The following is a 12,293-nucleotide window of genomic DNA, read 5'->3' as shown; positions in this document are numbered from 1 at the left end:
AAACTGGCCGGCGTACATAGTACCCATTACTTGTAGTAAGTAAACTGACTGAGCGCAAGAACTGCAAAAAAAATGTGGCTAGACGCCGTCCCGACAAGATTTGCGACGCGCACGTGAAAAAAACGTGCACGGTTCCCAAGCTGTTGTAGTACAGGAACTTTTTTGTTGAACTAACGGTGACTTTAACTGTCTTTGGACGTCTTAAGCCCTACAACATCCGGCGGCTATTGAGCGTACAGGGAAGAGTCGCTCTCTCAGCATTTTCACCCTTTTTTAGCCACCGCCACCTTGAGCAATCCCATTCGCGGCGCCTACTATCTTGTGAGTGCCAGAGGCTTCGAACGATTACAATCGTCCAGAGGTCGAAGGGGCAACAGGTGGCGTCGAGGATTTTGCGCCGGATAAACCACCATCGGTTAAGGTATGGGTCTGCCGAGAAGACCTGCGAGGAGTAGTGATGAGCGAAGCGCTGACCATCCACCATGACCAGGCCGGTCATCAGTTCGAGACCAACGTGGACGGTCATCGTGCCTATCTTACGTACATGGATCTGGGCAAGCAGACGCTGGACATCTATCGCACCTTCGTGCCCAACGCCTTGCGGGGCCGCGGCATTGCTGCCGCACTGACCGAGCGGGCTCTGGAGTACGCTGAACAGATGGGCTACACGGTGATCCCGTCCTGCTCATATGTGGAACGCTACATGGAGCGCCAGCAGCGGCACTCGAGCAAGGCCTGACGCACCCCTAAAAAAGCGGGGCCGCTTCGCGCCCCATCGCGGCACAAGGCCGCTCCTACAGGAAATCGCATAGACCTGTGGGAGCGGCCTTGTGCCGCGATGGGGCGCGAAGCGGCCCCGCTTTTTCTACATCACTCAGCCACGCTTACGCTGCGGCAGCACATCCTTGAGCTTGGCGTGCATGCTGCGCAGGGTCTTCTCGGTCGCCGACCAGTCGATGCACGAGTCGGTAATCGAGACGCCGTACTGCAATTCGTTCAAATCTTTCGGAATCGACTGGCAGCCCCAGTTCAGGTGGCTTTCGACCATCAGGCCGATGATCGACTGGTTGCCTTCCAGAATCTGGTTGGCAACGTTCTCCATTACCAGTGGTTGCAGGGCCGGGTCCTTGTTGGAGTTGGCGTGGCTGCAATCGACCATGATGTTGGCCTTGATCTTGGCCTTGGCCAGGTCCTGCTCGCACAGGGCGACGCTGACCGAGTCGTAGTTAGGCTTGCCGTTACCGCCGCGCAGTACCACGTGGCCATACGGATTACCCTTGGTGGTGACGATCGACACGCCGCCTTCCTGGTTGATGCCGAGGAAGCGGTGTGGCTTGGACACCGACTGCAGGGCATTGATGGCAACGGTCAGGCCGCCATCAGTGCCGTTCTTGAAGCCGACCGCCGAGGACAGGCCTGAGGCCATTTCGCGGTGGGTCTGCGATTCGGTGGTGCGGGCGCCGATGGCCGACCAGCTGATCAGGTCTTGCAGGTATTGCGGGGAAATCGGGTCCAGTGCTTCGGTAGCGGTCGGCAGGCCCATTTCGGCCAGATCCAGCAGCAACTGACGGCCGATGTGCAGGCCATCCTGGATCTTGAACGAGTCATCCAGGTACGGGTCGTTGATCAGGCCTTTCCAGCCGACGGTGGTGCGCGGCTTTTCGAAGTACACACGCATGACCAGGTACAGCGTATCGGACACTTCTTCGGCCAGTACCTTCAGGCGCTCGGCGTATTCGTGGGCGGCCTTGATGTCGTGGATGGAGCAAGGGCCGACCACGACGAACAGGCGATGGTCCTTGCCGTCGAGAATATTGCGCACCACTTCACGGCCGGCAGTCACGGTCTGCAGGGCCTTGGCGCTGAGGGGGATTTCCTTCTTGAGCTGATCGGGGGTGATCAGGGTCTCGTTGGAGGCAACGTTCAAGTCATCGATCGGTAAATCAGCCATCGTGTTACTCGTCAGGTCACGGGTGCCGGCCGCCAACTATCCCCGTGCGGCCCAGCAGCAAGAATAATCGCAGCGGGGAGCCGAACCTTAGCGCGTTACGGGTGGCGCGACAATGGGCGCAAGTCCCGTCAGCGTGCTGTTTTACCTGCTCCTTTAGCGCGCTGGTGTCGATGGGCTACCTGACAGTGCGCAAGCGGTGTAAAAAGAAGGCTGATATTTCCCGGGAGGTCCGCATGCATCCGCACACACCACGCATTGGCATCATTGGCAGTGGGGCTATCGGTGGCTTCTATGGTGTGATGCTGGCTCGCGCGGGTTTCGACGTGCATTTTCTGCTGCGCAGCGAGTATCAGGTTGTACGCGAACAGGGGTTGGCGCTGGACAGTGCGGTGCACGGCAAGCTGCTGATGAAGGTGCAGGCCTATGCCAATGCCGCAGATATGCCGGCTTGCGACTGGTTACTGGTCGGTGCCAAGGCCACCAGCAATGACCAGCTGGCGCCTGTGATCGTGCAGGCTGCTGCGCCGGGCGCCAAGGTTTTACTGCTGCAAAACGGCCTGGGTGTGGAAGAGCAGCTGCGTCCGGCATTACGTGGCGACATGCACCTGCTCGGCGGCCTGTGCTTCATCTGCGTCAACCGCCACGCGCCGGGTGTAATTCGTCACCAGGCCCTGGGGGCGGTCAACCTGGGCTATCACAGTGGGCCGGCCCGTGAGGGTGGTGCCGCAGTTGTCAGGGAAGGTGCCGGGTTGTTTCAGGCGGCGGGCATCGATTCGCAGGCCATGCCGAACCTGGACTTGGCGCGCTGGCAGAAGCTTGTATGGAACGTGCCTTATAACGGCCTGTCGGTGCTGCTGGGTGAAGGCACCACCGGGCTGATGGCAAGCAGCCACAGCCGTGCCCTGATACAGGCCTTGATGGCTGAGGTGGTGCAAGGCGCTGGCGCCTGCGGGCACGTATTGCCCGAGGGCTATGCCGAGCACCTGTTCCAGATGACTGAGCGCATGCCCGACTACTGGCCAAGTATGTATCACGACTATGCCCTCATGCGCCCGTTGGAACTGCAGGCTATCTATGCTGAACCGCTGGCGCGTGCACGTGCGGCAGGCTGCAGCTTGCCACGCACCGAAATGTTGTACCAGGCACTGAGTTTTCTCGACGACAGCGATCGACCCCGCTGAGCTGGCTTTGACCCCGATGGCGCGATTTTGCGGGGCCTCCAGCCCGTGCCGGTAGCGCGCCGGACGGCAAAGCGTGTGTCCGGTGCGCTGCTAAGCTGAAGCTTGCTCTGCCGCTGCGGCAGTCGAGGAGGTCGAATGATCCGCTCCATGCTGTACGCCACCGACCTCGGTGTCTACGCCCCTTTTGTGATGCAGCACGCGCTGGCCTTGGCGCGCACGTTCAATGCCGAGCTGTATGTGATCCATGCGGTGGAGCCAATGGGGCAATTCGCCGAATCCCTGCTGCAAAGCTATCTCGATGAGCAGACGCTTGACCAGTTGCACAGCCAGGGGGTGAGCACGGTGATGGCCAACATTGAGCAGCGCGTGCTGGAGAGCTTCCGCGATGAGCTGGGCGAGGAGGCCGACCTGGCAGTGATCAAAGCGGTGCGGGTACGCCAAGGTGACCCCGCGCAGGTGATCCTTGACCAGGCGCAGCGGTTGAGCGTTGACCTGTTGATTTTCGGCAGCCACAGCGCCGGTGCCGGTGTGGATGTGCCCTTGGGGCGTACGGCGGTGCGGCTGCTGCAGCTGTCGCCGGTGCCGGTGTACATGGTGCCGTTGGCGCAGCATCTGGGGCGTAGGAAAGTGTGAAGATGGCCGTAGGCTGTTTGCGGGGGCATGTAACAAAATAGTTCTAGATTTATTTCCAGAACCACTAATATAGTTATATATCGTCGCTGCCTGCTGCCGCGGACTCATCGCTGAACCGAGGGGAACCTATGAAGCTTCAACAACTGCGCTACATCTGGGAAGTGGCGCACCATGACCTCAACGTCTCCGCGACGGCGCAGAGCCTGTATACCTCCCAGCCTGGTATCAGCAAGCAGATCCGCCTGCTCGAAGACGAACTGGGTGTTGAAGTCTTTGCTCGCAGCGGCAAGCACCTGACCCGTGTCACGCCGGCCGGTGAGCGCATCATCAATACCGCCGGCGAAATCCTGCGCAAGGTCGAGAGCATCAAGCAGATCGCCCAGGAATTCTCTAACGAGAAGAAGGGGACGCTGTCCATCGCCACCACCCACACCCAGGCGCGCTATGCCTTGCCGCCGGTGATCAGCAGTTTCATCAAGCAATACCCGGAAGTGTCGCTGCACATGCACCAGGGTTCGCCCATGCAGATTGCCGAGATGGCTGCGGACGGTACGGTCGACTTCGCCATTGCCACCGAGGCGCTGGAGCTGTTTGGCGACCTGATCATGATGCCGTGCTACAAGTGGAACCGCTGTGTTGTGGTGCCCCAGGGTCATCCGCTGGCCAAGCTGCCGAAACTCACCCTCGAAGCAGTTGCCGAATACCCGATCGTGACCTACGTGTTTGGTTTCACCGGGCGCTCGAAGCTGGACGAAGCCTTCAACCACCGTGGCCTCACGCCAAAAGTGGTGTTTACCGCGGCAGACGCCGACGTGATCAAGACCTATGTGCGCCTTGGGCTGGGCGTGGGTATCGTCGCGGGTATGGCCGTGGACGCCAAACTCGACAATGACCTGGTGGCCCTGGATGCCAGCGAGCTGTTCGAGGCCAGCATCACCAAGATCGGCTTCCGCCGTGGCACCTTCCTGCGTGGCTTCATGTGCGACTTCATCGAGAAGTTTGCCCCGCACCTGACTCGCGAAGTGATGGCCAAAGCCATTCAGTGCCATAACAAGCAAGAGCTCGAAGAGCTGTTTGCCGGTGTTGAGCTGCCGGTGCACTGATCCACGATTGCAGGGGGCTGCAAAGCAGCCCCGGCTATCTCAAGCCTTGCTGATCAGGTTGCCTGCGTGCAACCCGCATTCCTTCTGCGTTGACTCTTCCCACCACCAACGCCCTTCGCGCTCATGCTGGTTTGGCAGTACCGGGCGGGTGCATGGCTCGCAGCCGATGCTGATGAAGCCGCGCTCATGCAGGCTGTTGTATGGCAGCTCAAGCATGCGGATATAACCCCACACTTCTTCACTGCTCATCTGCGCCAGCGGGTTGAATTTGTAGAGGGTGCGCTCGGGCGTGGAGAAAGCGCTGTCGATTTCCAGTGCCGCCACCTGGCTGCGGGTGCCTGGGCTCTGGTCGCGGCGCTGGCCGGTAGCCCAGGCGCTCACGGTGGCCAACTTGCGGCGCAGCGGCTCGATCTTGCGAATACCGCAGCACTCGCCGTGGCCGTCCTTGTAGAAGCTGAACAGGCCCTTTTCCTTGACGAACGGGTCGAGTTTGGCACGGTCGGGGCTGAGCAGTTCAATCGGCAGGTTGTACTGCTCGCGCACCTGGTCGATGAACCGGTAGGTCTCCGGGTGCAGGCGGCCGGTGTCGAGGCTGAACACCTTGACCTGCTTGTTCAGCTTCCAGGCCATGTCGACCAGCACCACGTCCTCGGCGCCGCTGAAGGAAATCCACAGGTCATCACCAAAATGCTCGAAGGCGAGCTTCAGAATATCCTGTGGGGACTTGTTGGCGTAGGTCGCGGCCAGGGCGGCGACGTCGAAGGGTTGGCTCATCAGGCGGTTTCCATCTTGGCTGTGGCGCTGTGCGCTCGTAGTGAGGTGATGGTAACAAAAAAACGCGGGCTAGACGGACTCACAGGCCCTGCAAGGTCTGCATCAGCACCCGCACCTTGGCGATCGACTCTTCATATTCGGCCTGCCACTCGGAGTCGGCCACCACGGCACCGCCGCCCCAGCAACTGACCTGGCCGTCTTTGACCAGCAGGCTGCGAATGGCAATCGAGCTGTCCATCTCGCCGCGCACGTCCACATACAGCAGCGAGCCGCAGTACAGCGCCCGGCGCGCCGGCTCCAGCTCGTCGATGATCTGCATGGCGCGAATCTTCGGCGCCCCGGTGATCGAGCCGCCGGGGAAGCTGTCGCCGATCAGGTCCAGGGCATCCTTGTCGCTGGCCAACTGGCCGGTGATGCTGCTGACCAGGTGGTGGACGTTAGGGTAGCTCTCCAGGCTGAACAGCTCCGGCACCTTCACCGAACCGATCTTGCAGGTACGCCCGAGGTCGTTGCGCAGCAGGTCGACGATCATCAGGTTTTCCGAGCGGTCTTTGGGGCTGTGCAGCAGCTCTTCGGCATTGCGCTTGTCTTCAACCGGGTCGTGGGCGCGTGGGCGCGTGCCCTTGATTGGTCGGGTCTCAACCTGGCCCTGGCTGACGCGGATGAAGCGCTCAGGCGAAAAGCTCAGCAACGCGCTGCCGTCGGCCAGTTGCTGGTAGCCGGAAAACGGCGTCGGGCAGGCTTGCCGCAGGGCCTGATAGGCCCGCCAGGGGTCACCTTGGCAGGGTGCGCGGAAGCGTTGGGTAAGGTTGATCTGGTAGCAATCGCCGGCCTGGATGTAGCGTTGTACCTGGTCGAAGGCGGCCCGGTACTGTTCAGGCTGCAGGTCGCCGGCCATCGGCGCGCGCAACTGGAAGTCGCCAATTGCGGTGCTGCTGGCGCTTTCGAAAAGCGTGATCAGGCGTTCACGTTCGCTGTCTGCCAGGCTTGGGTGGAACACCAGTTGACTGGTGCCATGCATATGGTCACTGACCAGTGCCCAGGCATACAGACCCAGTTGTGCGTCGGGCAGGCCAAGGTCGTCCACAGCCAGGCTGGGCAGGTGTTCCAGGCGGCGGCCGAAATCGTAGCTCAGGTAGCCGATCAGGCCCCCGGCGAAGGGTAGCGCGCTGCCTTCGGGCAGTTGCGCATGGCCCAGTTGCGCCAGGCCGGCGCGCAAGCGTTGGAGGAAGGCGCGGCCTTGTTCACCGGGGTGCGCTTGAAGCTGCTGCAGCGGCCACGCGCTGAGCAGGTCGAAGCGGCCGCGTTCGGCGCCGGGGCGGGCGCTGTCCAGCAGAATCGCCCCAGGGGCCTGGCGCAGGCGGGCGAAATACGCGGCAGGGTCGGGCTGGTAGGGCAGGGGGTAAAGCGTACAGGTCGGCATCAGTGTGGACGGCGATGTAAAAGCGAGGAGGGCGATTGTAGACCTGTGCAGGAAAAGCGCCTAGCACTGGGCGCGACATTCAACAGAGGGTTTGGCCCATTCGCAGCACAAGGCTGCTCCTACAGGTGAAACGCAGCCCTGGAAACCTGCGCAGTAACTGTAGGAGCAGCCTTGTGCTGCGAAAGGGCTGCCAGGCAGCCCCGGCACTTCAGCGGTTAGGCACGTGCCCGAACAAACCCTGAGCTACCCGAACCCGCTGTTCGGCATCTTCGGTGATGCCGTCCTTGGCCAGTGCTTCGATGTGCGCCTCGATGGCATGTGTGCGCTGGGTCAGGCCGCAGTCGTTGGCAATCTGGATGTTCAGGCCCGGACGGGCGTTGAGCTCCAGAATCAGTGGGCCCTTCTCCTGGTCCAGTACCATGTCCACACCGATGTAACCCAGCCCGCACAGTTCATAGCAGCCGGCGGCCAGTTTCATGAAACCGTCCCAGTTCGGCAACTGCACGCCATCCACTGCGTTGGTGGTATCCGGGTGCTTGCTGATGATGTTGTTCAGCCAGGTACCGCGCAGGGTTACGCCGGTGGCCAGGTCAACGCCTACGCCGATGGCGCCCTGGTGCAGGTTGGCCTTGCCGCCGGACTGGCGGGTCGGCAGGCGCAGCATGGCCATTACCGGGTAACCCATCAGTACAATGATGCGGATGTCCGGCACACCTTCGTAACTGATGCTTTTGAAGATCTGGTCGGGGGTAACCCGGTACTCGATCAGCGCCCGGTCGCGGTGCCCGCCCAGCGAGTACAGGCCAGTGAGGATGCTCGAAATCTGGTGCTCGATTTCCTCATGGCTGATGATCTTGCCCGATACCGTGCGGTAGCGGTCCTCGAAGCGGTCGGCGATCACCAGGATGCCATCACCGCCGGCGCCTTGCGCCGGCTTGATGACGAAATCACTGCGCCCGCCAATGATCTGGTCGAGCTTCTCGATTTCTTTCTCGGTTTCGATGATGCCGTACATTTCCGGCACATGGATGCCGGCCGCCAGGGCGCGCTCCTTGGTGATGATCTTGTCGTCGACGATCGGGTACAGGCTGCGCTTGTTGTACTTCAACACGTAGTCCGCGTTGCGCCGGTTGATACCCATGATGCCCCGGGCCTCCAGGGCTTTCCACGTCTTGATCAGGCCAAACATCAGGCGTCAGCCTTCTTCAGGAATGCCTTGAAGCGGAGAAGTTCGGTCAGGCGGTAGCCACGGTAGCGGCCCATCGCCAGCATGAAGCCCACCAGGATCAGCAGCACGGCCGGGAACGTGAACACGAAGTACACCAGCTCGGGCACCATCATCAGCAGGTGCGCCACCGAGGCGGCAAACAGGGTGCCAATGGCCACTTTCATGGCATGGCCACCGCCACGCTCTTCCCAGGTGATCGACAGGCGCTCGATGGTCATGGTCAGGATCACCATCGGGAACAGCGCCACCGACAGCCCGCGCTCAAGGCCGAGCTTGTGGCTGAACAGGCTGATGGCTGCGATCAGCACCACGACGAAGGTCAGCACCACCGACAGGCGTGGCAGCATTTGCAGCTTGAGGTGTTCAAGGTACGAGCGTAGCGACAGGCCAAGGGCGGTAATCACCGTGAACAGCACGATGCCGAAGCCTAGCTGCGTTTCGCGGAACGCCAGGGCGATCAGCACCGGGGTGAAGGTACCCAGGGTCTGCAGGCCGACCAGGTTGCGCAGGACCAGAATCACCAGCACGCCGATCGGGATCATTACCATGATCATGAAGGTTTGCTGGGTCTGCAACGGCAGGCCGTACAGCGAATACTCGAGGAAGTCGGCGTCGGTGTTCTCGTCGGTCAGCTTGGCCAGGCGGATGGCGTTCATCTCGCTGTTGTTCATGCTGAAGGTAACGTTGGCCTTCTTGCCGCCATCGACGGTGATCAGGTTGTCGTCACCGGTCCACCACAGCAGGCGATCGTTGGGCAGGCCTTGTTCACCGGTGTCGGGGTTGAAGTACAGCCAGTCGTTACCGTTGAAGCTGCGCAGCCATAGCTCCGGGGTTTGCGGGGTGTCAGCCACCAGGCGGATGGTGTGCACCTTTTCCATCGGCACGTGGGCAATCGACAACAGCAGGTCGATGACCTGAGCTTTCTTCATCGGTGAGGTGTCGCCGGCCAGCAGCAGCTTGACGTTGTCGTCGTTGAGGTTGTTGACCCGCTTGATGGTCTCGCTGACGAAGGTCTCGACGTCGGCGGAGTGCTGGCGAATCGGCGCCATCAGGGCTTCGGCGGCGATCTTCTCGGGGCCTTCGATAGCCAGGCTGTCCCGGAAGGTCGGGCCTTTGACCGTGGTCTTTTCGTTGCTGTAGCGCTTGGTAAGCACCAGGCGGTAGTAGAGGGTCTGGTTGCCGCTGGCGCGACGGGCCGACCAGGTGACCTTGCGGTTGCCGTCGGCGCGGTTGACGCTCACCCCGTAATTGTTGGAGATGAAGCTCTCGTTGAGGCTCACGTAGTCGCGGTTCAGTGGTGGCACGAACATCTGCACCTTGACCGGGTCCTTGGTGCTGGCCACAAACTCGACCTTGGCGTCGATGTTCCACAGGTCGTCGGTTTCGTCTTCGGTCACCGGAATGCCGAGGAAGAAGATCTGATAGGCCGTGACCGCCACGCCCAGTAGCACCAGTACGGTGATCAGGACTTTCAGATGGAGGGTAAGAGAGCGCATCGGGATTACTCTGCTTTGGGAGCGTCGGTGGCACAGGCAGGTTTGCCGGCCGCATATTTAAGGCTTGGGTCGACCAGCGCGTCGAAGTGCTTGAGCGCCTCGGAGCCGATCAGCAGCGGGAACTGGAAGGCGCTGCGGTCGGTGAGGTTGACTTCGATGGTGCGCATGGCCTGGCCCATGCAGATTTCAAGTTCGATGACCGGGCGTGCCGTGTAGGCCTTGCCCGATTCGGCATCATAGTCGCCGGCCCGGCGCTTGATCTTGCTCACGCGTGCCAGCGGACGCTCGATCGGGTGCGAATGGGCAGCATCGATGGCCAGGTAGAAGCGCACCCAGCTTTCGCCGTTGCGCTTGAAGCGCTTGATGTCACGGGCGCTGAGCGAGGCGGTCTTGGCACCGGTGTCGAGCTTGGCAGCCACTTCCAGGTCCAGGTCGCCCAGCCGTGCATATTCGTTCAGGCCATAGACGGTCTTGCCCGCAGCTTGGCCAAGGGCCGGCAGCAGGGTGAGGCATAGCAGCAATAAAACGGGTGTAAGTCTCATAATCCTGGCGCGGTGCAGTGCAAGGTTCTAGGCAAGGTTCTGGTCAAGGCGACTGGCAACGACTGCGCAACCTTCCTCTTGTATCTGTCAACAAGCATGAATGTATGACAGACAGGCTATCCATACCCCAACGGAGGCGCGGCATTCTATCACGCCGACGTCTTGACGCCAGCGGTGCGCGATCTGACATCACCTGGGCGGGGTTAGTTCGTTCTTAGACGATTGTCGACAATATTCATTTTTTCTTTGACTGGGTCGCTTTATTTCGCTAACTTCTGGCGAATAGATTTTCAAGGTGTCGACAATATGCAGGACCTTTCCACCCCCAGCCCGGTGCTGACAGACGAAACGGAAACCTTGTCTGAAAACGTCTTCAGGCGCATCCAGGCGGCCATCGTCAAGGGCGAAATCGCCCCCGGCAGCAAGATTTCCGAGCCGGAGCTGGCGCGCACCTACGGCATCAGCCGCGGGCCGCTGCGCGAGGCCATCCACCGCCTGGAGGGCCAGCGCCTGTTAGTGCGCGTGCCGCATGTTGGGGCGCGCGTGGTGTCGTTGAACCACGCCGAGCTGATCGAGCTCTACGAAATTCGCGAGTCGCTGGAAGGCATGGCCTGCCGCCTGGCTGCCGAGCGCATGAGCCAAGGCGACATCGACGAACTGCGCCGGGTGCTCGATACCCATGAGCGCGATGCTGCGTTTCAGGCCGGCCTGGGTTACTACCAGCAGGAAGGCGACTACGACTTCCATTACCGGATCATCCAGGGCAGCGGCAACCAGACCTTGGTCAAGATGCTGTGCGGCGAACTGTACCAATTGGTGCGCATGTATCGCATCCAGTTCTCTGCCACGCCCAATCGGCCACGCCAGGCGTTTGCCGAACACCACCGCATACTCGATGCCATCGCCGACCGTGACGGCGAGCTGGCCGAACTCCTGATGCGCCGCCACATCGGCGCGTCCAAGCGCAACATCGAGCGTCACTATCTGGACGCCCACAACAACAGCCCACGAGGTGAGAAATGACTGTGAAGAGCACCCCCGGTCAGCGTTTTCGCGATGCCGTTGCCGCCGAGCATCCACTGCAGGTGGTTGGCGCCATCAACGCCAACCATGCGCTGCTGGCCAAGCGCGCCGGCTTCAAGGCCATTTACCTGTCCGGTGGCGGTGTGGCCGCAGGCTCGCTGGGCCTGCCGGACCTGGGCATCACCGGCCTGGACGACGTGCTCACCGATGTGCGCCGGATTACCGACGTGTGCGACGTGCCGTTGCTGGTGGATGTCGACACCGGCTTCGGTGCGTCGGCTTTCAACGTCGCCCGCACCGTGCGCTCGATGAGCAAGTTCGGCGCTGCCGCCATCCATATCGAGGACCAGGTTGGCGCCAAACGCTGTGGCCACCGCCCGAACAAGGAAATCGTCAGCCAGCAGGAAATGGTCGACCGCATCAAGGCGGCCGTCGATGCCCGCAGCGACGACAGCTTCGTGATCATGGCGCGTACCGATGCCCTGGCCGTCGAAGGCCTGAACGCAGCCCTTGATCGCGCCGAGGCGTGCATCGAGGCTGGCGCCGACATGATCTTCCCGGAGGCCATCACCGAGTTGCAGATGTACAAGACGTTCGCTGATCGGGTGAAGGCACCGATTCTGGCCAATATCACCGAATTCGGCGCCACGCCGCTGTATACCACCGAAGAGCTGGCCTCGGTCGACGTGTCTCTGGTGCTGTACCCGCTGTCGGCGTTCCGAGCCATGAACAAGGCGGCCGAGAACGTATACACCGCGCTGCGCCGCGACGGCACCCAGAAAAACGTGATCGACACCATGCAGACCCGCATGGAGCTCTACGATGCCATTGGTTATCACGCCTTCGAGCAGAGCCTCGACGCGCTGTTTGCCCAGAAAAAAGGCTGAGCAACACCCCGAATTAGCCAGAGCAAATCCATAACAAGTTCAAGAAAGGAGA

General features: G+C 61.2%; 12 protein-coding genes. 6 read left to right on the top strand and 6 right to left on the bottom strand.

The window, feature by feature from the left end; genetic code table 11:
• Positions 1 to 457 precede the first annotated feature (457 nt).
• Positions 458 to 739, top strand: coding sequence for a GNAT family N-acetyltransferase (locus tag AC07XM_RS04975; protein WP_003250290.1), 282 nt, complete (start codon positions 458 to 460; stop codon positions 737 to 739).
• Positions 740 to 874: 135 nt separating this feature from the next.
• On the opposite strand, the gene AC07XM_RS04970 is transcribed toward AC07XM_RS04975, so the two are convergent.
• A complete protein-coding gene (locus AC07XM_RS04970) occupies positions 875 to 1,951 on the bottom strand; it encodes a 3-deoxy-7-phosphoheptulonate synthase (RefSeq protein WP_016485902.1) in 1,077 nt (358 codons plus the stop codon).
• A 233-nt stretch (positions 1,952 to 2,184) separates the two neighbouring features.
• Between AC07XM_RS04970 and AC07XM_RS04965 the strand changes: the two genes are divergently transcribed.
• From AC07XM_RS04965 to cysB, 3 genes are all read left to right on the top strand, one after another.
• Entirely contained in the window at positions 2,185 to 3,132 is a 948-nt protein-coding gene (locus AC07XM_RS04965) for a putative 2-dehydropantoate 2-reductase (protein ID WP_060518840.1), read from the top strand.
• Between the two features lie 135 nt (positions 3,133 to 3,267).
• Positions 3,268 to 3,765: a universal stress protein gene (locus AC07XM_RS04960; RefSeq protein ID WP_016485904.1), complete on the top strand. Its 498-nt coding sequence runs from the start codon at positions 3,268 to 3,270 to the stop codon at positions 3,763 to 3,765.
• Positions 3,766 to 3,893: 128 nt separating this feature from the next.
• Entirely contained in the window at positions 3,894 to 4,868 is a 975-nt protein-coding gene (cysB, locus tag AC07XM_RS04955) for an HTH-type transcriptional regulator CysB (RefSeq protein WP_016485905.1), read from the top strand.
• 39 nt (positions 4,869 to 4,907) lie between these two features.
• Here the strand turns inward: cysB and AC07XM_RS04950 are convergent, their stop codons facing one another.
• From AC07XM_RS04950 to rloA, 5 genes are all read right to left on the bottom strand, one after another.
• Positions 4,908 to 5,642, bottom strand: a complete 735-nt coding sequence (locus tag AC07XM_RS04950; protein ID WP_016500538.1) for a phosphoadenylyl-sulfate reductase — start codon at positions 5,640 to 5,642, stop codon at positions 4,908 to 4,910.
• 79 nt (positions 5,643 to 5,721) lie between these two features.
• Complete coding sequence (pabB, locus tag AC07XM_RS04945; RefSeq protein ID WP_016485907.1) at positions 5,722 to 7,065, bottom strand: aminodeoxychorismate synthase component I; 1,344 nt, start codon at positions 7,063 to 7,065, stop codon at positions 5,722 to 5,724.
• 208 nt (positions 7,066 to 7,273) lie between these two features.
• Complete coding sequence (locus tag AC07XM_RS04940) at positions 7,274 to 8,254, bottom strand: alpha-L-glutamate ligase-like protein (RefSeq protein ID WP_023048389.1); 981 nt, start codon at positions 8,252 to 8,254, stop codon at positions 7,274 to 7,276.
• Complete coding sequence (gene rloB / locus AC07XM_RS04935; RefSeq protein ID WP_016485909.1) at positions 8,254 to 9,789, bottom strand: osmotic stress tolerance membrane protein RloB; 1,536 nt, start codon at positions 9,787 to 9,789, stop codon at positions 8,254 to 8,256. Before rloB ends, AC07XM_RS04940 begins: the two co-directional genes overlap by 1 nt.
• 5 nt (positions 9,790 to 9,794) lie before the next feature.
• Positions 9,795 to 10,331 (bottom strand): retropepsin-like aspartic peptidase RloA, encoded by a 537-nt coding sequence (gene rloA / locus AC07XM_RS04930; RefSeq protein WP_016485910.1) that lies wholly within the window; start codon positions 10,329 to 10,331, stop codon positions 9,795 to 9,797.
• Positions 10,332 to 10,637: 306 nt separating this feature from the next.
• Here rloA and AC07XM_RS04925 point away from each other — a divergent pair, with 306 nt between their 5' ends.
• Positions 10,638 to 11,354: a GntR family transcriptional regulator gene (locus tag AC07XM_RS04925; protein WP_016485911.1), complete on the top strand. Its 717-nt coding sequence runs from the start codon at positions 10,638 to 10,640 to the stop codon at positions 11,352 to 11,354.
• Positions 11,351 to 12,241 carry a methylisocitrate lyase gene (gene prpB, locus AC07XM_RS04920; RefSeq protein WP_016485912.1) on the top strand — a complete coding sequence of 297 codons (891 nt, stop codon included), beginning with the start codon at positions 11,351 to 11,353 and terminating at the stop codon, positions 12,239 to 12,241. Before AC07XM_RS04925 ends, prpB begins: the two co-directional genes overlap by 4 nt.
• Positions 12,242 to 12,293: the final 52 nt, after the last annotated feature.

It is taken from the genome of Pseudomonas sp. GW460-LB5, assembly GCF_059423245.1.
The sequence above is the reverse complement of the archived record's forward strand: the minus strand, read 5'-3'. Positions and strand labels throughout refer to the sequence as shown.

What these genes read in the sequence shown, in the direction of transcription:
- AC07XM_RS04975 (WP_003250290.1), top strand. Translation starts at nt 458, where the DNA reads ATGAGCGAAGCGCTGACCATCCACCATGACCAGGCCGGTCATCAGTTC.
- AC07XM_RS04970 (WP_016485902.1), bottom strand. Translation starts at nt 1,951, where the DNA reads ATGGCTGATTTACCGATCGATGACTTGAACGTTGCCTCCAACGAGACC.
- AC07XM_RS04965 (WP_060518840.1), top strand. Translation starts at nt 2,185, where the DNA reads ATGCATCCGCACACACCACGCATTGGCATCATTGGCAGTGGGGCTATC.
- AC07XM_RS04960 (WP_016485904.1), top strand. Translation starts at nt 3,268, where the DNA reads ATGATCCGCTCCATGCTGTACGCCACCGACCTCGGTGTCTACGCCCCT.
- cysB (WP_016485905.1), top strand. Translation starts at nt 3,894, where the DNA reads ATGAAGCTTCAACAACTGCGCTACATCTGGGAAGTGGCGCACCATGAC.
- AC07XM_RS04950 (WP_016500538.1), bottom strand. Translation starts at nt 5,642, where the DNA reads ATGAGCCAACCCTTCGACGTCGCCGCCCTGGCCGCGACCTACGCCAAC.
- pabB (WP_016485907.1), bottom strand. Translation starts at nt 7,065, where the DNA reads ATGCCGACCTGTACGCTTTACCCCCTGCCCTACCAGCCCGACCCTGCC.
- AC07XM_RS04940 (WP_023048389.1), bottom strand. Translation starts at nt 8,254, where the DNA reads ATGTTTGGCCTGATCAAGACGTGGAAAGCCCTGGAGGCCCGGGGCATC.
- rloB (WP_016485909.1), bottom strand. Translation starts at nt 9,789, where the DNA reads ATGCGCTCTCTTACCCTCCATCTGAAAGTCCTGATCACCGTACTGGTG.
- rloA (WP_016485910.1), bottom strand. Translation starts at nt 10,331, where the DNA reads ATGAGACTTACACCCGTTTTATTGCTGCTATGCCTCACCCTGCTGCCG.
- AC07XM_RS04925 (WP_016485911.1), top strand. Translation starts at nt 10,638, where the DNA reads ATGCAGGACCTTTCCACCCCCAGCCCGGTGCTGACAGACGAAACGGAA.
- prpB (WP_016485912.1), top strand. Translation starts at nt 11,351, where the DNA reads ATGACTGTGAAGAGCACCCCCGGTCAGCGTTTTCGCGATGCCGTTGCC.